General features: G+C 64.1%; 14 protein-coding genes and 1 other RNA gene. 14 read left to right on the forward strand and 1 reads right to left on the reverse strand.

The window, feature by feature from the left end:
* The first annotated feature begins 67 nt into the window (after positions 1-67).
* The 5 genes from HGB10_03145 to HGB10_03165 all read left to right on the forward strand — a co-directional run bounded on the left by HGB10_03145 (position 68) and on the right by HGB10_03165 (position 12756).
* Positions 68-2284, forward strand: coding sequence for a bifunctional (p)ppGpp synthetase/guanosine-3',5'-bis(diphosphate) 3'-pyrophosphohydrolase (locus tag HGB10_03145; GenBank protein ID NTU70802.1), 2217 nt, complete (start codon positions 68-70; stop codon positions 2282-2284).
* A complete protein-coding gene (locus tag HGB10_03150) occupies positions 2284-2916 on the forward strand; it encodes an MBL fold metallo-hydrolase (GenBank protein NTU70803.1) in 633 nt (210 codons plus the stop codon). The genes HGB10_03145 and HGB10_03150 overlap by 1 nt, the downstream gene beginning before the upstream one ends.
* A gap of 272 nt (positions 2917-3188) precedes the next feature.
* Positions 3189-11123 carry a fibronectin type III domain-containing protein gene (locus HGB10_03155; GenBank protein NTU70804.1) on the forward strand — a complete coding sequence of 2645 codons (7935 nt, stop codon included), beginning with the start codon at positions 3189-3191 and terminating at the stop codon, positions 11121-11123.
* Positions 11124-11131: 8 nt separating this feature from the next.
* Positions 11132-11542 (forward strand): hypothetical protein, encoded by a 411-nt coding sequence (locus tag HGB10_03160; GenBank protein ID NTU70805.1) that lies wholly within the window; start codon positions 11132-11134, stop codon positions 11540-11542.
* Between the two features lie 8 nt (positions 11543-11550).
* The gene (locus tag HGB10_03165; protein NTU70806.1) at positions 11551-12756 is read left to right on the forward strand and encodes an acetoin utilization protein AcuC; all 1206 of its coding nucleotides are present in this window, start codon (positions 11551-11553) and stop codon (positions 12754-12756) included.
* 24 nt (positions 12757-12780) lie between these two features.
* On the opposite strand, the gene HGB10_03170 is transcribed toward HGB10_03165, so the two are convergent.
* The gene (locus HGB10_03170) at positions 12781-14040 is read right to left on the reverse strand and encodes a diguanylate cyclase (GenBank protein ID NTU70807.1); all 1260 of its coding nucleotides are present in this window, start codon (positions 14038-14040) and stop codon (positions 12781-12783) included.
* Positions 14041-14217: 177 nt separating this feature from the next.
* Between HGB10_03170 and HGB10_03175 the strand changes: the two genes are divergently transcribed.
* The 9 genes from HGB10_03175 to HGB10_03215 all read left to right on the forward strand — a co-directional run bounded on the left by HGB10_03175 (position 14218) and on the right by HGB10_03215 (position 22490).
* Entirely contained in the window at positions 14218-15543 is a 1326-nt protein-coding gene (locus HGB10_03175; GenBank protein NTU70808.1) for a histidine--tRNA ligase, read from the forward strand.
* Positions 15544-15563: 20 nt separating this feature from the next.
* Positions 15564-17312: an aspartate--tRNA ligase gene (gene aspS / locus HGB10_03180; protein ID NTU70809.1), complete on the forward strand. Its 1749-nt coding sequence runs from the start codon at positions 15564-15566 to the stop codon at positions 17310-17312.
* Positions 17313-17403: 91 nt separating this feature from the next.
* A non-coding RNA gene (ssrS, locus tag HGB10_03185) (6S RNA) lies at positions 17404-17575 on the forward strand.
* Between the two features lie 24 nt (positions 17576-17599).
* Positions 17600-18184 carry a hypothetical protein gene (locus HGB10_03190; GenBank protein NTU70810.1) on the forward strand — a complete coding sequence of 195 codons (585 nt, stop codon included), beginning with the start codon at positions 17600-17602 and terminating at the stop codon, positions 18182-18184.
* A 3-nt stretch (positions 18185-18187) separates the two neighbouring features.
* Positions 18188-19561, forward strand: a complete 1374-nt coding sequence (locus HGB10_03195) for a replication-associated recombination protein A (GenBank protein ID NTU70811.1) — start codon at positions 18188-18190, stop codon at positions 19559-19561.
* 59 nt (positions 19562-19620) lie between these two features.
* Complete coding sequence (locus HGB10_03200; GenBank protein NTU70812.1) at positions 19621-20127, forward strand: hypothetical protein; 507 nt, start codon at positions 19621-19623, stop codon at positions 20125-20127.
* A gap of 21 nt (positions 20128-20148) precedes the next feature.
* On the forward strand, positions 20149-20541 hold the full coding sequence (locus HGB10_03205; GenBank protein ID NTU70813.1) for an ATP-binding protein: 393 nt from the start codon (positions 20149-20151) through the stop codon (positions 20539-20541).
* Entirely contained in the window at positions 20531-21316 is a 786-nt protein-coding gene (locus HGB10_03210) for a SigB/SigF/SigG family RNA polymerase sigma factor (GenBank protein NTU70814.1), read from the forward strand. Before HGB10_03205 ends, HGB10_03210 begins: the two co-directional genes overlap by 11 nt.
* A 7-nt stretch (positions 21317-21323) precedes the next feature.
* The gene (locus tag HGB10_03215) at positions 21324-22490 is read left to right on the forward strand and encodes an AI-2E family transporter (protein ID NTU70815.1); all 1167 of its coding nucleotides are present in this window, start codon (positions 21324-21326) and stop codon (positions 22488-22490) included.

Below are 22490 nucleotides of genomic sequence, written 5' to 3' on the forward strand. Positions count from 1 at the left end.
TTCGGGCTTGGCGCACTACCGCGCTACACTATGCCCCGAGAACACTCCCGCCGCGCGAAGGACATGGATGCCAGCGACGCTCCAGCAGATTGAAGCGCAGGTTCGCGCGTACAATCCCGATGCAGACCTCACCGGCCTCGACGAGGCGTACGACTTCGCGACGTCGGCCCATGCGGGTCAGATGCGCAAGAGCGGCGAGCCGTTCGTGCATCACCCCATCGAGGTCGCACTCATTCTCGCCGAGCTGCACATGGATACGGCTACGCTCAAAGCGGCGCTGCTGCACGACACCGTCGAGGACTCCGAGGCGACCATCGAAGAGGTCAGGGAGCGGTTCGGCGATGAGGTCGCCGAGCTGGTCGACGGGGTCACCAAACTCGGAAAGATCGAGTTCGAGTCACTCTCGGAGGCGCAAAGCAACAACCTGCGCAAGATGCTCATCGCGATGGCCAAGGACATCCGGGTCATTCTCATAAAGCTCGCTGACAGGCTACACAACATGCGCACGCTTGCTGCGCTGCCCGAGCAGCGGCGTATCGAGAAGGCCCGCGAGACCATGGAGATCTACGCTCCGCTCGCGCATAGGCTCGGCATCTCAAGCATCAAGTGGGAGCTCGAGGATCTCGCCTTCTACTACCTCGAGCCACACAAGTTCCACCAGGTCAGCCGCATGGTGGCGGACAGTCGCAAGGCACGCGAGGACTACACGGCCCAGGTCATCCATCAGCTCGATGACGAGCTCTCGGCGGTAGGGATCACGGCCAAGATTTCCGGCCGCCCGAAGCACCTCTACAGCGTGTATCAGAAGATGACGCAGAAGGGGAAGGACTTCAACGAGATCCACGACCTCATCGCGCTGCGAGTCATCGTCGATTCGGTCAAGGACGTCTATGGGGCGCTTGGCACGGTCCACTCCATCTGGAAGCCGATGCCGGGGCGTTTCAAGGACTACGTTGCGATGCCCAAGTTCAACATGTACCAGTCGCTCCACACGACGGTCATCGGGCCCTCAGGCAGCCCTCTGGAGATTCAGATCCGCAGCGAGGACATGCACCGTACCGCGGAGTACGGCGTGGCTGCGCACTGGCGCTACAAGGAGGGCTCGCGGGGCGAGGACGCCTTCGATGAGCGCTTGGCGTGGCTGCGCCAGATGCTGGAGTGGCAGACCGAACTCAAGGATCCGCGGGAGTTCATGGAGGCACTCAAGATCGACCTCTTCGAGGAGGAGGTCTTCGTCTTCAGTCCCAAGGGTGACGTCATCAGCCTGAAGCGCGGCTCCACGCCCATCGACTTCGCGTACGCGATTCACACGGAAGTCGGCAACCACTGCGTCGGAGCCAAGGTGAACGGCTCGATCGTGCCGTTGGGCTACGAACTGCAGATGGGGGACAGGATCGAGGTCCTGACCAACAAGAACTCCAAACCGTCGCGCGATTGGCTCAACATCGTCAAGACGTCCTCGGCGAAGTCGAAGATCCGCAACTTCTTCTCCAAGGTGACCCGCGAGGACGACTTGGTTCGCGGGCGTGATGAGCTCGCCAAAGTCATGCGAAAGCACGGTCTTGGCATAGGCAGCAAGGCCGCCGAGAAGGCGATTGACTCGGTCTCCAAGGAGATGAACTACGCGCACGCCGAGGACATCCTTGCCGGCATCGGCGCAGGCAAGATCTCGGCGAAACAGGTTGGAACCAAGCTCCTGAAGCTCATGGCGAAGGAAGGCGACGTTCCTAAACCTGAACCTAAGGTTGAGGAATTTACGCTCGACAAACCCATGACGGCACCTCGAAGCAAGCGCCGTAAACAGGGCGGAGGCATCAAGGTCAAGGGCATAGATGATGTGCTCGTCCGGCTCGCTCGGTGTTGTACGCCCGTGCCCGGCGACAAGATTATCGGGTTCGTCACCCGAGGCAGGGGAGTCTCAGTACATCGTGCCGACTGCCCGAATGCCGCTGACCTGCTTGCGTCACCCGAGCGTCTCATTGACGTCGACTGGGACCTTGGCAGCGAGTCGACCTACCAGGTCGAAATCTTCATCGAGGCGCTTGATCGACTGCGCCTTCTGCAGGACGTGACCTCGGCACTTGCTGAATCTGGCGTCAATATACTCGCTTCGTCCACGACGACGCACCGCGACGGACTGGTCGACATGAGGTTCCTCTTCGAGACCGGCGACCTCTCCAGATTGGATGGTGTGCTGCGCGAGGTCAAGGCCGTCAACGGAGTGTTCGATGCGCGGCGCATGATGCCCGGGGAGGCATCACAGCGCCGCCGTGGCGACCGCTGATGCGCATTCAACGACTTGCCTTGGGACCGCTTGAGACGAACTGCTGGATTGTCGGAGACGATGCCGGCTCACCGGTGTTCGTGATCGACCCCGGCGGTGAGGCTCAAGTCGTACTTGAGGCTGTCGGCGACCGCGGTGTCCACGCGATCCTGCTGACTCACGGGCACTTCGATCACATCGGGGGCGTCACCGAACTCGCCGATCTCACGAAAGCGCCGCTCGCCGCGCATCCGCTCGACGCGCTTGATGCACAGTCTCCACGGACCAACGGCGGCGCCGAGTTCGGATTTCATCACTCCTGCCCACAGGCCGCGATGTTGCTCGAAGATGGAGCCCTGCTGGTGTCCGGGGGACTGCAGTTGCGTGTCCTGCACACGCCGGGACATACGCCCGGAGGTATCTGCCTCCTGGCCACGGACTCGGGCCCCGAGATTCATCTCTTCTCCGGTGACACCCTCTTTGCGGGGAGCGTGGGGCGGACCGATTTCCCTGGTGGAAGCGCGCGCGATCTGGCTACTTCGATTGCGCAATCACTTGCGGTTCTGCCTCCTGAGACGACCGTCCATCCCGGGCATGGGCCGGACACCACGATTGCGCATGAGTCGAAGGTCAACTTCTTCTGGCCTCGATAAGCCGAGCATCCGAGCTTTTCGCGCCCTTGACCAGCGGTTTTCTGCGATGCTCCTGGGAATCCATCTAACGCACTAAGCTGGCTTCAGCTTTGCTGTGTAGAAAGCGTGTATTTCCCCAGTCTGGAGCCACAGATTTATGCCGGTTCATGATACAATTGCCGAGGTAGATGTACCTGTTGTTGGCGGGAATGGGGCGCTCGTCAGCAGGCTTGTCGTGTCCACGTTCGGACGGTGCATCTCTCAACGGCCGGGACGATCGGATTAGGAGACACTTGGCCCGTCGATTCACTGCTGATCGGAAGAGAGCCACCAGGGTTGCGGTTGCGCTTGCCGCAGCGCTGGCTTTGGTCTGTCTGATCCCGATTATCGCAGCTGCAATCGCGCCTACTCCTCCCTCGTCTTTGCTTGTCACACCGGGTGATGAGGCACCGGTCGTAGCGACTCTCGAGTGGATAGCCTCGACCGATCCGCAGACGACGGGGTATCTGGTCTACGTTTCGATTGACCCCGCAAATGGTCCGTTCCAGCTGATTGCGAAAACGACCGGGACCTCGGCGGTCTACGACACCGGCATCCCCGGTATCGGCTACTACTTCCGAGTTGTGGCCGTCAACGCACTTGGAGATCCGTCGAGCGCCGCGGCTGCAGGACCGGTAGCTGCGATGTGGGCGCAGTCGCCGCACATCACACCCGGCGTCGATAGCCGGATGTGCATGAACTGCCACAGCGTGCATGAGGCCGACCCGGACACGAGTCTCTATCGCTGGGAAGTCGGAGCATCGCAGTCAACCATCATGTGTCTGACCTGCCACGATGGCCGCAATTCCAATACCGCGAACGTGGCAAGCGGCACTTCTGACGCGTTCGGTCTTGCCTCAGGGCACCGGTTCGAGACAACCCCGACACTGCCTGCCTCGATCAGCGGTTGCGATACATGCCACGCGGTCCATGGCTCGTCGCTTGATGCCCGTCGCATTCCCGCCGAGACGATCAACGGCACTTCAGTCGCGTCGGCGGGCAACGAGATGTGCTACGCCTGTCACACCACGAGCGGCGACTGGTACGGCACCGGCTATCCCTCGACCTCAAGTCCAACTCGAGATACGACCGGCTATCCCATCGCCGGAACCTGGCCGGGTCCGACGACATACGACTCGGAGAGCAACCTGCACCGACTCATCCCCGAGACGACGCAGACCCCGTCCGCTGGCTCCCCGATTCGAAGGGGTGCCGGCGATTGCCTTTACTGCCATGCTTCGCATCGAGGGGCCAACGTCTACGACGGCCTGCTTGCGACCTTCCGCCCGTCGAGTGCATCGACCCTGGCATCCGATCAGGCCAATGGTACCTATGCGGCCGCTTGCCTGAACTGCCACGGCAACGCGATTCCTAGTGGATTCGCGACTGCACCGGTCAACATCGAGCAGTTTGTCACCGGGGGAGATGCCACAGCCGGGCATCGAGTGATCACTTCCGGTGGCGACCTGCCGATAGGCGCACCGCTTCCGTGCTATGAGTGCCATAACCCGCACGGCTCCAAGCGTGGCAACGCGAGCATGATTTCTGACGAGCGTGGCCGGTCGCTTGCGACCACAGATACGTCGTCAATCAGGCACTTCTGCTTCACGTGTCACACCACGTCGGATAGCGCTTCTGGCTGGGATAGCGTCGGGGAGGTGTACACTCCGGTCTCGGCGAGCGATTTCGTAGTCGGACTGCGCCGCGATGGAACCACCGGCGAGCCCGCCCAGAATGTCCTGCGTCTTCCGTCGACGGTGTCTGCACACCTGGAGTCGAGTGGCGCCGCGTGCTACACCTGCCACGGCGATGGCTACGGAAGTGGCCAGAACAACGTGCATGCGCCGAGTGTTGGCGACTACGAGGCCACCATTCACACGGGCGTGGTCGCGTCTCAGACCATCACCATCACCTCTGTCTCCTACGGGCCGCTTGAGTGCTCCGACTGCCACGACCTGGAACTGGGCGCGGAGCACGAGAAGCCGTCCTCGAGTTCTACCGCGGCAGGTTGCGCGAACTGCCACCCGTCGCCGCGAAACACACTCACCTCCGGTTGGAGTGCAACCAGCTGTGTCGAGGGTGGCTGCCACGTCGTAGGGTCCGCGACCGAGATGCACGCCGGCGTCGATGCTGCGCACGAGGGGCAGGACACCGCGGCATGCGACGCCACCGGGTGTCACGTTACGAATCTTGCGGTGCTGCACTCCACCGCGTCGACGACCGTGCCCAATCCGGCCGCACTCACTGTGCGCATCGACGTGGTTCGATCGTTCGCCGGCATCGTTCGCGGACTCGCAGGGGAGGGCACTGTCACCTATACGGGTTGTGGAGTGTGTCATGGCCCGAGCGTGCCGACGACTCGTAGCTGTCTGGTCTGCCACGCAGGGCATACGCACATCGATGAAAGTGGACTCACCGAAGGCAACAGCCATACGGCAACCCCCGCCTCGGAGACGATCACCATCTCCTCGGTCACCTATGGCCCGTACGAGTGCTCGATGTGCCACGAGATGGTCGTCAACTACCTGACCGCCTCAACCGGCAATGCCGGGCATCTTCAGACCGATGGCTGCGCCACGTGCCACCCCACCCCGAAGAACACGCTGATCCCGCAGTGGAATCATGGCTGCGTACAGGGCGGCTGCCATACGGTCGGCAGCCCGGAACCCATGCACGACTCCCTCGATGCGTCGCATAGCCCGAGTCCGACGGCGACGTGTCTTGCGGCCGGGTGCCACGAGGACTTGGCGTCGGTGAGCGTCGCGACCATGCACTCCTCGGCGACCACTACCGTTGCAGGCGTGACGTACTCGTCGTGCACAATCTGTCACGGAGACCGCCGCAACAGCACGGAGAAGGTGCCGACCAAGGACTGCTCGGCGGCGGAATGCCACGCCGATCATGCTCCGTACACCCATGGCTACACGGATGGCCCACACACCGGCGCCCAGACGGGAACCATCACCATCAATCCGGCCAGTTATCCGCAGTTTGTGATCACCGGCGTGGAGTGCTCGGATTGCCACGGTACGTTCCAGCTCGGTCCACAGCATGCCAATAGCTGCACGACGTGCCATACCGCGATCGTCCCGGATTCGTTCACCACCTGGACCGGTGAGTGTGATCAGGCCGGATGCCACTCGTCGCTCGACGTGAACCCGGTTCACGCGGGCATCGACACGACCCACAGCATGGATCCGCCGGAAGAGAAGGACTGCTTCACAGCTGGCGTCTGTCACACCGCCGGGTCGCTGCCGGCTATACACTCGACCGCATCGACCACAACCGCGGGCACGACGTACACGGGCTGCCAGGTGTGCCACAGGAACAGTACCGGCAAGGTGCAGCCGGCAGACCCCACAGACTGCCTGTCATGCCATGCCGAGCGACTGGCTGAGCACGGATGGACCGCGGAGCAGCACACCTCGAACGTCGAGACGGCGACTGCGGACATCGTCAGCAACGGCGTCACACATGCCGATGTTGCATGCAGGCTGTGCCACAAGGCGCTCATCTCGGCTGATGCAGGGACCGTGGCCTCTGGTACGGTCGACGAACACATGGTCAAGCAGGGCCTCGATTGCGGCAACTGCCATCCGTCACCGCGAGACATGCTCCTTGCCACAGGATGGGACAGGAGTTGTTCACAAGGCTCCTGCCACACGGTCGACTCGAATTCACCGCAGCACGCCTCGATCGACGCGTCGCATCAGCCGCCTGCGGGCATCCGCTGCATGGCTGCTGGCTGCCACCTCACAGATAGCTTGGCTCCGACCGGCGTCGACCTGGCCGACCTGCATAAGGATGCGACTACCACGGTGAACTCGCAGGTGGTCAGCTCCTGCATGGTGTGCCACTTCAACAACGAGTATCGCCCGGATGGGCCGACCTCGACTCCCACGTTCCAGACGGACATCGCGGGCGTTCCTGACACCATCGTGTGTGACACGTGCCATCCAGAGGGCAACAACACCATGCACGGTTACATCGTGTCGGTGCATACCGCGACGCCTGCGTCCCAGACAATCTCGATCGCGACACCGTCTCTTGACGACACGGTCACGTACGGGCCGATGCCATGCTCGCGGTGCCACTACATGGATCTGGCACGGGAGCACGGCCGCAATGGCTCGGCGTATCGCACCGTTGGTTGTGCCAACTGTCACCCTGACCCCGAGAGCTCCCTCGCTCCGCTCGGCGGGTGGGAGGTCAGCTCCAACCGCAACTGCGTCGATGGCGACTGCCACACGGCTGGCGGTCCCACTGCCAAGCACCGCAACGTCGATGCGAGTCACACCGTGCTACCCGCTAACAGCGGGTGCATGGCGGGCAACGCATGCCACACGAACAGCGGGAATAACCTGCCTCAGATTCACTCGGTCGCGAGTACGGTCACCGCAGGTGGCACCACGCTGACCGATTGCGACGTCTGCCACGGCGGGTGGACGCTACAAAGTGCCCCGCCGTCGGCCAACTGCCTGGTCTGCCACTCCGCCAAAGCGTCTGCGCACGTCAACACGGATACACTGCATCCGACCACCACCGCCACGGCGTGCAGCAGCGACGAGCACTCGTGCCACTACCTCACACTTGCGCGCGAGCACCTGCGACGCACGCCGTCGGCCGGTGGCACCTTCACGTGTGAGACGTGCCACACGTACTCGGGTTCCGACATCTCGTCCAGGACGATCGCCGCGATTCGCAGCAACGATACGAACTGCTACACGTGTCACCTCTACACGCCGTACCACGGTGCGGAGCCGGTTGGGAACACCCAGTGTCAGAGCTGCCATGGTGCGACGTCTGCAGCTATGTCCGCAGTGTCGACCGCAGGCGCATACGCCAATACCGCTGGGGACCACGAGACCACCTACACGACCTCGGCCCACTCGACTGTCGACGCGGGCAGTCAGGCGATCCAGTGCACGGTCTGCCACGACCACACGCTCTCGACCCCTAAGGCGATCGAATACCGTAGCCAGGTGGGCAAGCCTGATCCCAATGGAAACCACGAGGACCTGTGCTTCATCTGCCACAGCGAGAACGGTGAGGAAGCCGGGAAGCCGAACACCTGGAACGGTCGGGATATCCAGACCGAGTTCCTGCGTCCCTCAAAGCACACGTTGAGCGCTGGCGGCGGTTCGTACGTCGACCAGGAGCAGGCTGCTTGGAGTGAGAGTACGGCCGCATCGTTCACTGCTGAGGCATACAAGACCCGCGTTCAGGTTACGAACGTGAGTGGCGGCGAGGTCAAGCTGGCTGAAGATCCCAGCGACGCGGTCAACCCGGGCGCACAGGCCGACCTCATCTTCGCGAGAAACGGCGCGACGACCCGGCTCGATCAGTACAAGATCGCAAGTGGATCGTGGAACTCGAGCAACACCGCGGTGTTCACGCCGACGGCAGCACCGAGCGTGACGGCGTCGGGTTCGAGCGCGTTCCGTCTTCCCGGTGATCCAGGCGTGTACTTCACCCAGGGTGGTACCGCGAATGTCCTGCGCTATGCACCACCGGCAGACCCGGCCGCCGATGCGTGGACGACCAGTACCGTTGTTCCGGGCGGCGTGCTCGGCGTCGGCGCTGATTCGGCCGTCAACTCGACCGGCACTGCGACCACAGGGCGGGTCGTCTACTTCACGCGCGGCGGGACTCAGAACAGCATCTACTGGCGTGACTACGTCACCCCGACGAACGCGGGCCTGTTCGCCTTCCAGAACGGTTCAGGTACTTCAACGACATTGGGCCAGGGCTCGGCGATGGCATTCTCGCCGTCAACGAACAAGCTGTTCGTCCTTGCCAAGAACGGGACCACAACGGGTACAGGCCGCGGCGTGCTGTTCTATCGCACGGGCGTCAACCGCACGACGACATCCTCGGCGTTCACCGGGGTCAACAGCGCGACCGCTGTGTTCGCGCAGGTTGCGTCTACGAACTCCACGCGGATGAGTGTCGTCACTACCGGTGGCGTCGACACGCTCCTCACCCTGGGGCCGAATGCGGCGGGCGCCATCACGCTCCAAGTTGTGACCAACCTCGCGAGCACTCCTGCGACCATCAATATCGGTATCAAGGCGCCGACCGGATGGACCACAACCGGCGAGGGTATGGACCTCATGTACAACCCGTCCGACGGGTACCTGTACGCGATTCGCGGCGGTGGCACCGCCGGCTTCGCACGGATACGCGTTCCGGCAAACCCCGGCCTCGCTGCATCGTGGACGGGCATCGGGTGGGAGACGCTGACTGCGCTGCGCGCATGGGGTGGAGGTTCGTCAATCGCTACGGCGAGCGCGGATCCGGTCAACCAGGTCGTGTTCAAGTACTACACGAGCGGATCCATGGGTCCGACGGCTGACATCCTGCCTGCGAGCGGATCACAAAAGTGGGGTCACCTCACGTTCTCGGCGACTGTGCCGACCAGCACCGCGTTCTCGGTGAAGGTCGAAGGCTACAACGGCGCGACGTGGGACACGCTCGTTACCAGTGCGACCGTCTCGGGCACTGACCTGCGCGCGTACTCGACCACCGCGTACACGAGGCTCCGCTTGACCGGCTCGTTTGAGACCACAGCGCCCACAGTGGCAACGCCGATTCTCAGCGACTGGGCGGTGACGAGCTACAAGTCGTCATATGTCCCGCCAAGCGGTTCGATGGTGTCATGCGAGAACTGCCACAACACGCATAAGGTCGCCAGCGGTGGAACCAGCCCGTGGGCATCATCGCGCCTGTCCGACCCGTCGAACACCAAGATCACGTGGTCCGGGACGGTTACCGATTTCTGCTTGAAGTGCCACACAGGACCGTCTGCGTCTGCGGTTCAGAGCTATACGCCCACTATTTCGGCGACGCAGCTGATCCCGTATCCGGTCGCGTTCCGTACGGTCACCTCGCCGCTGTTCCCGGGCTGGAGCAAGGCGACGACCGGGTTCGCGTACAAGAACTCAGGTCACTTCACGACCACGAGCACTATCGGTGCGGCTCTATGCCAGAACTGCCACGACCCGCACGGGTCGCAGTCCGACTCGCTGCAGGCGTGGACCCCGACGTCGTCGCCCACGGCCGCTAACGCGCGCCAGAACACGACCACCGCAACCTCGGAAGAGGGGCTGTGCTACAAGTGCCACGGCACGGGGACCGGAACCGCTGGCGGTCGCTCGATGAACGTGCAAACACCTGCGTCCGCGGCCTACAACCACTCGGTCGCAGCTCAGACAGGAAGGCACAGCGACGAAGAGACCGTGGGTGCGTTCGCGAACTCGGCGACCCGTCACGTGGAGTGCGTTGACTGCCACAACCCGCACGCTTCAGTCGCAGGTACCCATACGATCAACACGAGCAACGCCGGTGGCGCACTCAAGGGTGCCATCGGGATCGTGCCGCCCGCGGCCTCGGGCAACTGGTCGCAGCCTACGACCGCAAGCTACACGGCGACGACCATGGCCGGCACCGTGCCCGAGGCGTACCTGTGCTTCAAGTGCCACGCCGGCCCGGGAGTCTCACTACAGTCAGTGACGACGACCTCCGGTACGTACACGCGCACGGACCTGGGTCAGGAGTTCAACCCGAGCAACTACTCGTTCCACAACGTCAGCGGGCAGACCACGGCGATGAAGACGTCGTTCACGTTCGTGAACGTCGCCGGGACCACGGTCACTCAGACGTGGCCGTTGCCCACGACGGCTTGGCTCAAGACGCTCGAAGGCGTGCAGCTCACCAGCAACTCGAAGATCACGTGTTCGGACTGTCACACGGGCTCGACCACCACGGCCCGCGGCCCGCATGGTTCGGCGGCCAAGTGGATGGTGGACCCCGCGTATCCCAACGAGTGGTCCACGATCACTCTGACCAACCGCAACACGACGACGACGCCGTACATCTGCCAGAAGTGCCACAACTTCGCGGTGGCGACGAACAACGTCCACCAGAGCAACCACGACAGCTATGCGTGCCGCACTTGTCACGTATCCGTGCCGCACGGCTGGAAGCGCCCGCGTCTGATGGCCTACACGACCGACACCGGGCTCTACGAGGCCGGACGCACCGGCCCCGGTAGTACCGGCCTGACCGGCATCAAGACCGGCTGGACGACTCACACGCTGACCTCGGGCTCAGTACAGTGGGCCGAAGGCGACTGTTACGCCGACTGCTCGACGAGCCGCCACTCGGCCAGCACCGCGATCATGCCGTAGCGGTTGCCATGCCCGAAGACTCTCGAGCGGACAGTCCCATCGCAGGCGCCCTTCGCACACAGACGGCCATCGATCTAGGTTCGGCGCTCGTCATCACGATGCTCCTCTGGCCGTTTCCCGTTGCGCGCGCCATGCTCTCCGTCCCAGTTCACGTACTCAGCATCCTCGCGGTCTGGTATCTCGTGCTCATCGCGTACTTCTCGGTGACGTGTGGCGTGTGGGGTCAAACCGGTGGAATGCGGCTGATGGGAATCGTGTTCACGGATACATCGGGCGATGCCGTCAATCGAGGGCGTCGCGCGCAGTGGGGCGCAATCGCAGGCGCGCTCGTATGCGTGCGCCTGCTGGTACCCCTAGCACCAGACGGTACTCCCGGGCCTGTCGAGCGGCTTGCGGGTGTGTCGCTGGTGCGAGGGTAGGTCTCCCGATGCCAGGGGCGTCTCACGCTGAGTCGGCTGCGCGGCCGCGAGCGGCCCTCGTCTACTCGCCGGCGATGACCCGCTACCGCTTCGGTCCAGGTCACCCCATGTTGCCTGAGCGCTTCAGCTTGGCCGTCGACCTCATGCGCGCCTGGGACTTGATCGGCGATGGGGCCACGCAGGCGGTCGCACTCGAACCCGCGCCGGCAACCGATGCCGACTTGCTACGAGTGCATTCGGCTGCGTATCTGACGGCGGTGCGTTCGCCCGGTCTGGGAGAAGCTCAGGATGAGTCGTTTGGTATCGGCGACGGCGACACCCCGCGATTCGCCAACATGCATGAGGTGTCCGCGCTCGTCGCGGGAGGCAGCATCAAGGCCGTTGACGCCGTGCTCGATGGGACCGCTATGCGGGCCTTCAACCCAGCCGGTGGCCTCCATCATGCCCATCGGGATCGTGCGGCAGGCTTCTGTGTATACAACGACTGCGCGGTGGCGATCGAACATGCGATCGCCTCGCAGCCAGGCGCCCGCGTCGCCTACGTCGATATTGACGCGCACCACGGAGATGGTGTTGAAGAAGCATTTGCCGAGCGGCGCGATGTGCTGACGATCTCGGTGCACGAGTCGGGGCAGTATCTCTATCCGGGCACGGGCTCATCCCGTGACATCGGGCGAGGCGACGGCGAGGGTTTCGCGCTCAATGTGCCGCTGCCGCCCTCTGCGGGGCCGGATGCCTACGGACGGGCGCTTGAGCGTGTGATACGTCCGGCTCTGCGCGCGTTCGCCCCGGACATCATCGTCGCTCAGCTCGGTGCCGATTCACACCGCAGCGACCCGCTGACCCACCTCGGACAGACGGTCGCGGGTCACCACGACCTGGTTCGCGCGCTCGTCTCGATCGCCGATGAGTTCTGTGAAGGCCGGCTGGTTGCGCTGGGCGGCGGCGGCTACGAAGCGTTCTCAGCAACGCCGAGGATGTGGGCATGCGCGATGGCCGCGCTCATCGGGGTGCAGCCTCCAGACCAGGTGCCAGCGGACTGGCTCGCCGAGGTTGAGCGTGCGGCGACCGCACTCGGCATCACGCCGGTACTGCTCGAGGGGACGTTCGACGAGGTTGCGGTGCCCGCTCCGGAGCTTGCTGACGCGGAGGTGGCTCGGCTTGTCGAGTTTGCTATACGGCAGACTGTCGCCGCCTCGCCGCTCCTAAGCTGACAGGAATGCGGTGCCGCAATGCGCCTAGTCGGTGCGAACGCGATCGCGCCCGGCGTCCTTCGCCGCGTACAGCGCGCTATCGGCTCGGACGAGAGCGCTCTCGGCTGAATCGCCCGGCCGGGACAGCGTCGCGCCGACGCTCACCGTGATCGGGATGATGTGGCCTCGGTAGTCCGTCGGACTTGCGGCCGCAGCTTCACGAATACGCTCGGCGAGATCGATGAGCGCATCGCAGTCGACATCCGGCGCAACGACCAGGAACTCCTCGCCCCCGAGGCGTCCGACGGAGTCGTACTCGCGCAGCACGTCCGCTATGCGCCTCGTGAGGGTGCGTAGCGTCTCATCACCGGCAGCATGGCCGTGCGAGTCGTTGACGTGCTTGAAACGGTCGATGTCGAACTCAATGACGCCGATCGAGTTCTGCAGGCGCTCGCTGCGCGCGAGTTCCTCTTCGAGCCGCTGCACGATCGCTCGGCGATTCGCGATGCCGGTGAGCGGGTCGGTCGTCGCAAGCGTCTGTAGCTCGCGTTCGGACTCGTCGACGCGTCGGGCCATACGTCCCACGAGCGCGTAACCCGCCAGGCCGGAGATGAGTAGCACCAACGCGAAGACCGCGAGGAGTGCCTGACTGTTCACTGCGAGCGCCTCGGCTGTCTCGTCGAGTGGTAGCGTCAGCCAGATCGCACCGCGAACGTCCCCGATCCGGTAGCCCTGCTTGGCGTGACACGGCAGACACGACTCGTCGACCAGCAGCGGTCGCATCGATCGCAGCACGTGGCTGCCGTTGATGTCCTGCTCGGAGAATACGGGTGTCAGGTCGGTGCTGAACTTCTCAAGCGTGGCACGTTGCCACTCGTCGGGCGCGTTGTAGGGGTTGACCGGTAGCAGGCTGGTGAGTCCGAAGGTGACGCCGTGCTCGCCATCGGTGATCTGTGCGATCTCACGAGTCATCGTTGCGGGGTCGCGCAGGGTAAGTGCGGTCCCGGAGACGGTGCTCGTTTCCGCGTCGACACCTAAGTCACGCAGGTAGGGGTTCGTCTCAACCGCAGGCGTCTGAGGCACCCAAACCCCGCCATGTATAGAGTTCCACGCGCGCGCGTTCATTAATAGGTCGATGTAGGAGTCGGCCTGCTTGATCGCTGCATCGTGCATCAGAGTCGTCGTCCGCCAGTAGATTCCCGCGAACACGAGGACCGTGAACAGAGCGAGGGCCAACGCCGCCTCGAAGACGAAGCGGCGGATCGGTCTGGCATTCTGGGGGCGCTGATTCGAAGGGGACTGCATTCTTACCACCGGTGCACTCGTGTTCGCGACTTCTGAAGGCAGTATCGGCAGTTGTGCGCGGCGAGTCGAGGGCAGGGCTGTGCGCGTCACCGTTTGGGGTGCGCTCTACACTGGCTCGCGGTACACTTGCGCTTTGCCGACGCACTCATCAACGAAGGGTCCTGCGACACCGTGAGCATGAACGCCCGCGCACCCAAAGGCACCGCCGATATGCTCCCCAGCACCGCGCGTGCATGGGAGCATCTGACTCGCACAGCTCAGGAGCTCTTCGCGCGGTATGGCTACGAGCCCATCTACACACCGATGTTTGAGCATACCGAGGTCTTCACGCGAGGTATCGGCGAGGCCACAGACGTCGTGTCGAAGGAGATGTACACCTTCGAGGACAAGGGCGGGCGGTCGTTGACCCTGCGCCCGGAGGCGACCGCGAGCGTCGTTCGGGCGGCACTTGAGCACTCACTCGCTGCCAACGGGCAGTTCGCGAAGGTCTACTACGCCGGCCCGATGTTCCGATATGAGCGACCCCAGAAGGGCCGCATGCGGCAGTTCTGGCAGATCGGCGCAGAGTTGCTCGGCGCCGCCGAGCCGACGGCCGATGCCGAGCTCATCACGCTGCTGTGGCGCTTCTTCGAGGCGTGTGGTATCCCCGCTGGGAACATGCGACTTCTCATCAACTCGATGGGCGACGAGCACTGCCGGCCGGCGTACCGCGACAAGGTCGCGGACTTCATCCGTTCACACGCCGACGGGCTGTGCGAAGAGTGCAACCGCCGCGCCGAGACCAACCCGTTGCGCGCCTTTGACTGCAAGAACCCGGCGTGCCGAGAGATCATGGGCGGTGCGCCGCTACTTCGCGATGAGCTGTGCGAACCGTGCCGAGAGCACTATGCGCAGGTCAAGGGCGCGCTCGATGGCCTCGGCATCCCGTATGTCGAGGATCCGTCGCTTGTTCGCGGACTCGACTACTACACACGTACCGTCTTTGAAGTGCAGGCCGACGCCGGTCTCGGGAGCCAGAACGCGATCGGTGGGGGAGGTCGCTACGACCGCCTCATGGAGGCCTACGACGGTCCGCCCACCCCGGGCCTCGGGTTCGCGCTCGGGTTCGAGCGCACGATGCTCGCGATGGAGGCGGCCGGGGCCGAGGTCGTCGGTCCGGCGCGCGCCGAGGTCTACGTTGCACGCGTGGATGAGGACGCCGCCGATGCGGTGTTCGCTGTCGTCTCGGCGCTTCGAGACAGCGGCATCGCCGCGGAGTGCGATCACCAGGCGCGCAGCCTGAAGTCCCAGCTCAAGCAGGCCGACAAGCTCAATGCGTCTGCCGTCGTCTTCGTTGGTCCCCGTGCGGTCACCGAAGGCGTGTTCGAAGTGAAGCACATGGGCGAGTCGAGCCAAGCGGACGTAACCGCCGCCGACCTGCCCGCCGCCCTTGCTCGGTTCGCGAGCGGCACCGTCGACGGTGCTCGACTCGCGCGCCTACTGACAGAGAGGTTCGGAGCCTGATGCTCGACGCCCGCTACTCAATGCGCTCTCACCTGTGCGGTTCCCTGTCGGCCAAAGACGTCGGCGAGATCGTCACGCTCGCCGGGTGGGTCGGCAAGCGCCGCGACCACGGTGGCCTCATCTTCATCGATGTGCGCGACCGCACCGGCATCGCGCAGTGCACCTTCGATCCGGAGACGAGCGGCGAGGCGTTCATCACCGCGGAGCAGGTGCGCCCCGAGTGGGTCGTGCTGCTCACCGGTGTCGTCCGTCGTCGCCCCGAGGGCACCGACAATCCGAACATGCCTACCGGTGAGATCGAGGTCATCATTCGATCGGCAGAGGTGCTCAACCGCTCTGAGACGCCTCCGTTCGAGATCGAAGCAGGCATCGAGACCGATGAGCTCACGCGGCTGAAGTGGCGCTATCTCGACATCCGCCGCCCCGAGATGCTCGCTGCGCTGCAGCTCCGCGACCGCGTCACGCAGCGCTTCCGCAAGTCGCTCGAGCATCGCGGCTTCATGGAGGTCGAGACGCCGATCCTCACCAAGTCCACTCCGGAAGGCGCTCGTGACTTCATCGTCCCGAGCCGCCTGAACCCTGGCAAGTTCTACGCGCTGCCTCAGTCGCCGCAGCTCTTCAAGCAGCTGCTCATGGTCGCCGGCGTTGAGCGCTACTACCAGATTGCGCGCTGCTTCCGCGACGAGGACCTGCGCGCCGACCGTCAGCCCGAGTTCACCCAGGTCGACATCGAGATGTCCTTCGTCGACCTCGAAGGCGTGCTCGCGATGATGGAAGACGTGATGCGCGAGGTCATGCACGAGGCGGGACACACCTTCGAGACACCGCTCGCGCGCATCACCTACCACGAATCGATGGAGCGCTACGGTTGTGATCGTCCTGACGTGCGCTTCGGGCTTGAGCTCGTGGACGTCAGCGAGGTGTTTACCGGCAGCGAGTTCAAGGTATTCGCGGGCGCACTTGCAGCAGGCGGAGCTATCAAGGCCATCTGCGCAACCGGTGCGGGCGACTGGAGCCGCGGCAAGATCGACGCGCTCAACCAGGCGGCCATCGACGCAGGCGCCAAGGGCTTGGCGTGGGTCGCGCTTACGAGCGAGGGCGAGATCAAGAGCCCGGTCGCGAAGTTCTTCACCGACGACGAGATGGCCGCGCTTCGCACAGCGGTTGACGCGAAGCCGGGCGACCTCATCTGCATGGTCGCCGATAAGCGCGCAGTGGCCAACGAGGTGCTCGGCACCTTGCGTCTCAAGCTCGCGGACGAGCTCGGCATCGAGCGCACCGGCTTTGCGCCGCTTTGGGTGCTCGGATTCCCGCTGTTCACGTGGGACGAAGAGGGCCAGCGCTGGGATGCCAGCCACAACCCGTTCATGCTGCCCTACGCCGAGCACGTCGATGCGCTTGAGTCCGACCCGGGCGCTGCTATCGGCTACTCCTACGACCTCGTCATGAACGGCTACGAGATCGGCGGCGGCACGCTGCGTATTCCCAACCCGGAACTGCAGATGCGCGTCTTCCGGCTCATGGGTATGACCGATGAGGAAGCGCACGAGAAGTTCGGCTTCTTGCTTGAGGCCCTTTCGTTTGGCGCGCCGCCGCACGGCGGCATCGCGCTCGGACTCGACCGGCTTGTGATGCTGTTGTGCGGCGCACACTCCATCCGAGACGTCATCGCGTTCCCGAAGACCTCGTCCGGCGGCGATCCGATGACGTCTGCGCCTGACGCGGTCTCCGCGCGTCAGCTCAAGGACGTACACCTGCGCGAGAACTAGGCTGCGCGGCGTCTCAAAGCTGCGCACGCGTGTGGATGTGCGGTTGTGCGTGTTGGCGGCGTCGCTGGCGCGGGTTAGAATCTAACCAGGCTTCGCCTTGCGCGTGGCTCGGCACTCACGGTCGAACCAACACTTCTTCACCGGGAGCCCTAGATTCGCAGGTGGAAAGGTATCCCTCCTCGGAGGGAAGCTTGAAATCTACGTGCGGGCACCCACCTGCCGAGGCAGGTTCACCAAGCCGGGCTGCGCAAGGCGGGGCAATGAGGGTATTCGTGGGAGGAAGCAGAATGCGCAGATTCGTCGCAGTTCTCGTCGTAGCAGTACTCGCACTCACGCTCTTCGGATGTGGCGGCGGTGGGGAGGCCGCAGCTCCTGCAGCGCCTGCCGCCACCGGCGCTGAGGCAGCCCCCGTAGCTCCTCCGGCATCGCCCCCCGTGGCCCTCTCCGAGAACGAGCCCGAAGTCTTCGAGCCGTTCCCGACCAGTGACGCGATTCCGAAGGAGGTCAGCGAGGCCATCGCAGCGAAGCAGCCGACGCTGATCTACTTCTACGATGCCACGCAGAGTTCGAGCAAGGAATCGCGCAAGATCATCAACTCGGTACTCAACTCGAACCGTGGGCTTGTCGATCTCGCGGCCTACGACGTCGGCGAGTATATCAAGGCACAGGCCGACGGTACCGTGAACATCGACAACGAGCCGTTCTCCAAAGACGCCGATTACCAACAGTCGATCGAACTCGCCCGCCTTCTCGGCGTGAAGAACACGCCCTACGTGGTGATCACCGACTCGCAGGGCTACATCATCTGGAAGTTCAAAGGCCTCGTCGAGCGAGACTTCCTCGAGCGCGAGGTCCTTCGCGCGGCCAATTAGCGCGTGAGCACGCTCTTCGACGACTCTGCGGCGAGTAACCGCGCGGCAGTAGCCCCGCTGGCTGTTCGGCTCCGCCCGCGCACGCTCGACGAGTTCGTCGGGCAGAGCGTGGTCGTAGGCGAAGACACGTGGCTGCGGCGCGCCATCGATGCCGATGCGCTCTTCTCGCTCATCCTCTATGGGCCGGCAGGCACCGGCAAGACGTCGCTGGCGCGAATCATCGCCGGTGCCACTTCGGCCTGGTTCGAGGAGGTCAGTGCGGTGACCGGCGGTGTCGCGGAGCTACGCGCCGCTATCGCTGCTGCGACCGACCGACTCGGGCTCTCCGCGCAGAGGACGATTCTGTTCGTCGACGAGATCCACCGGTTCAGCAAGTCCCAGCAAGACGCGCTGCTGCACGCCGTCGAAGACCGCATCGTCGTCCTCATCGGCGCCACCACCGAGAACCCCTTCTTCGAGGTGAATGCTCCGCTCGTGAGTCGCTCGCGGGTCATCGAGCTCACGCCTCTCGCCGACGAGGACATTGCGGTCCTCATCGAGCGGGCGCTCGTGGACGAGCGTGGATTTGGCGGCACCGTGACGCTGGAGGACGAGGCGCGGACGGCCATCGTGCTCACGGCGGGCGGTGATGCCCGCGTCGCGCTCACCTCACTCGAACTCGCGGCCGCGTGGGCGGTTCCTGACACCGAGGGGCGCAGGCGCGTGACGCTGGATGCCGTTTCGCAGGCGAGCCCCACCCGCATCCTGCCCTACGACAAGACCGGTGACGTTCACTACGACGTCATCAGCGCCTTCATCAAGTCCATGCGGGGCAGTGATCCCGACGCCGCCGTGTATTGGCTCGCCCGGATGATCCATGGGGGTGAGGACCCGAAGTTCATCGCGCGCCGCATGCTGATCTTCGCAGCTGAGGACGTCGGAAACGCCAGCCCGCATGCCGTCCTTGTCGCCCACGCCGCCTTCAAGGCCGCCGAGTCGATCGGCTGGCCGGAGTGCCGCATCTCATTGGCGCAGGCAGCCGTTCATCTCGCGCTGGCTCCCAAGAGCAACGCCTCGTACCTCGCCATCGACGCCGCGCTCGACGAAGTGCGCTCCGGCCCTGCGCGAGCGGTCCCGAATCATCTGCGTGACAGGCACCGTCCCGGCGCCGAGTCGTACGGACCGTACCTCTACCCGCATGACTATCCCGAGGCGATCGTCGCGCAGCGCTATCTTCCAGAGGGCCTCGAGGCCGGGGCCTTCTTCCAGGCGTCGTCTCGGGGATGGGAGGCGGAGCGAGTTCGCGCGCTCAGCCGGCTGCATGAGGCGGGGGAGCCGCAACGCTCAGCCGCTCAGGAAGGGCCGTTCGGCGCGGGCGAGCCGGACCAGAGTGCGTGAGCGCCGGAATGACCCTCTGATACACTGAGTGGACGGGCAAACACGACTTGGGAGGCGCCGTGGACACCACAACAGTGCTGCTCAGCGTGCTACTCGTGGTGGCGGCGATAGCCTGCGCAGTGGCCATCTGGGCGCTCGTCGAGATGGCGAAGACGGCACGCTCGGTCAAGCGACTCACCGACGACTTGGACGCCCGCGTCATTCCTCTCGTCGATAAGCTCGATGTGAGCGTCGATGCATTCAATGCGGAGTTGCTTCGTGTTGACGCCATCGTCACGCGGTTCGAGGAAGTCAGCGAGCGCGTCGAGTCCACTTCGCGCACGGTGCATGACGTCGCCAACGCCCCCGTCGAGATCGTCACCGATCTCGCCGACCGTGTGCGCAAGGCGTGGCGGACGCGCAAGTCCGCGCACACCGACGTCGATACCACCGGCCAGACGCCACCCGAGGCTGATGCGGCCACCGCATCGCCTGCGGATGCCCCGACGCCCACGTCCGAGCAAACCGACACCATCCTGGTGTCGTTCGACGATGAAGACCCGATCCCAACCGGGACCGACGCCTAGAGGAGGCGAGCTGATCCACTCATGGGACACGATCTGATCACCCTCACGGTTCCTGCGCGCAGTGACTACGCGCGCACGGTCCGCATGACCGCAGCGGCGCTGGTCGGCCGGATGGACATGAGCTACGACGATGTCGAAGACGTGCGGATGGCGGCAGAGGAAGCCTTCGTCTACGCAGTCGACACGTTCGACGACGACGCGTCGGTCGTCTTCGAGTTTCGAGTCGGCGACAACGAGATCGAGATATCGGTACCACTCGGCAGCAAGTGCGTCTCGGCAGATGAACCCGACGATGCCGCTTCACTTGCAGGCTTCATCCTCGAGTCCGTGTGCGACGAGCATGAGTTCGCAACCGGCGAAAACGGTGCGTTCTTGCGGCTCGTGAAGCGCGCCGGGAGCGCCGATGCCGACTAGGAGCGGAGCGCATAAGCAGTCACGCCGCCTCTCGTGGGACAAGGTCCACACAAAGAACCTGTTTCGCAAGTATCGGCTTGAGGGCGATGAAGACGCTCGTGACGAACTCGTCACGATGTATCTCAATCTCGTGAAGTACCTCGCGAGCCGCTTCCGCAACCGTGGGGAGCCCATCGACGATCTCATCCAGGTGGGTACCATCGGGCTGATCAAGGCCATCGACCGCTTCGACATCGAGCGCCAGGTGGAGTTCACCACCTACGCGACGCCGACCATCGTCGGCGAGCTGAAGCGCTACTTCCGGGACAAGGGGTGGGCAATCAAGGTCCCACGCCGTCTGCAGGAACTCTCGTTTAAGGTGAATCAGGCGGTCGATGCACTCACGCAGCGGCTGCAGCGCTCACCGACGATTCCCGAGATCGGTGAGTATCTCGGCGTCACACCTGAAGAGGTGCTCGAGGCGATGGAGACGAGCGAGGCGTACAACTTCGTCTCGCTTGAGAGCGATCGTGGAGGCGACGGGTCAGACTCCTTCTCGATTCTCGAGTACGTGGGCAAAGATGACGCGCTCATGGCCGTGATCGATGACCGTACGACGCTGTCGGCCGCGTTCAAGCAGCTCACGCCGCAGGAGCAGCGCGTGCTCTACCTGCGATTCTTCGAAGGGCTCACGCAGACGGAGATCGCTCGGCAGCTCGACATCTCGCAGATGCAGGTCTCGCGGCTGTTGCGCCGCACCCTGAGGGTGCTTCGCGAGAACATCGTGAGGGAGTGACGAGGGCATGACCACGCCCGAAGCCCGCTACCGCCGGTGGCGCCAGACCTCGCTCGTCGCGTGGGGATCCATCGGCGTGCTCGTTCTACTGGCGATTGCATTGTGGGGTATCGGCAAGATCGCCGGCGCCCTCGTGCCGTTCGTGATCGCGTTCATCTTCGTGTTCCTGCTCAACTGGCCGGTTCGCGTGCTCGCCGATCGCGGTATGTCGCGCGGCGTGGCGGCCATCCTGTGTCTGTCGTCGGGCTTCGTGGTCTTCGGTGCACTCGTCGTGCTCGCCGGACCCTTCGTGGTGCGGCAGGTCATGTCGCTCGTCGACTCGTCACCGGAGAGTTTTCATCAAGCCGAGGCCATTGTGGTTTCGCTGCAAGAACGCTACGCCGACATCGCGTTTCCGCAGTGGCTCGGTGGCTTCATCACGGCAACCGGAACTCGGCTGTCGGAGCTCGCTGTCGCCTTCGGGGACGAGGTCGCTGGCGCCGTGGTCGCCACGGGAGGCGGAGTTGCGACCGCGATCTTCGATCTCGTGCTCGCCGTGGTCATCGCGTTCTGGGCGCTCAAGGACCTGCCCAAACTGCGTCACGAGATGACGGCGCTCGTCGGGCCGAAGTACGAGGACGACGCGGAGCATCTGATCTCGACGGTCACCCGGGTGGTCGGTGGCTACCTTCGCGGGCAGACGCTCGCTTCGCTTTCCACCGGCCTTCTGGCCACCGTCGGGCTTGCAGTCATCGGCGTTCCCTACGCTTTCGTGCTTGGCCTGATCACCACCGTGTTCAACTACGTTCCCTACGTCGGTCCGTTCGCCGCGGGGCTCATCGCGGCACTTGTGGGGCTCATCAAGGGGCCGTGGATAGCGTTGCTCGCAATCGTCGTCATCGTGGTCGCGCAGAACGTGACCGATACGCTCATCACGCCCCGGGTCATGTCCGATCAGGTCGACCTGCATCCGACGCTCGTGATATTCTCGCTGCTTGTCGGCGGCTCGCTGTTCGGGATTCCGGGCATGCTGTTCGCTATCCCGGTCGCTGCCACCGGCAAGGGCCTGTTCGTCTACTACTTCGAGCAGCGCACCCAGCGACAACTCGCCAGTGAGGACGGCGCCTTGTTCCGCGGCTCCGGCTGCGATGATGAGCGTACGGAACCATCTGACGACGACGCCGGAATGGCGTAA

Source organism: Coriobacteriia bacterium, from assembly GCA_013334745.1.
Taxonomy (GTDB): Bacteria; Actinomycetota; Coriobacteriia; order Anaerosomatales; family JAAXUF01; genus JAAXWY01.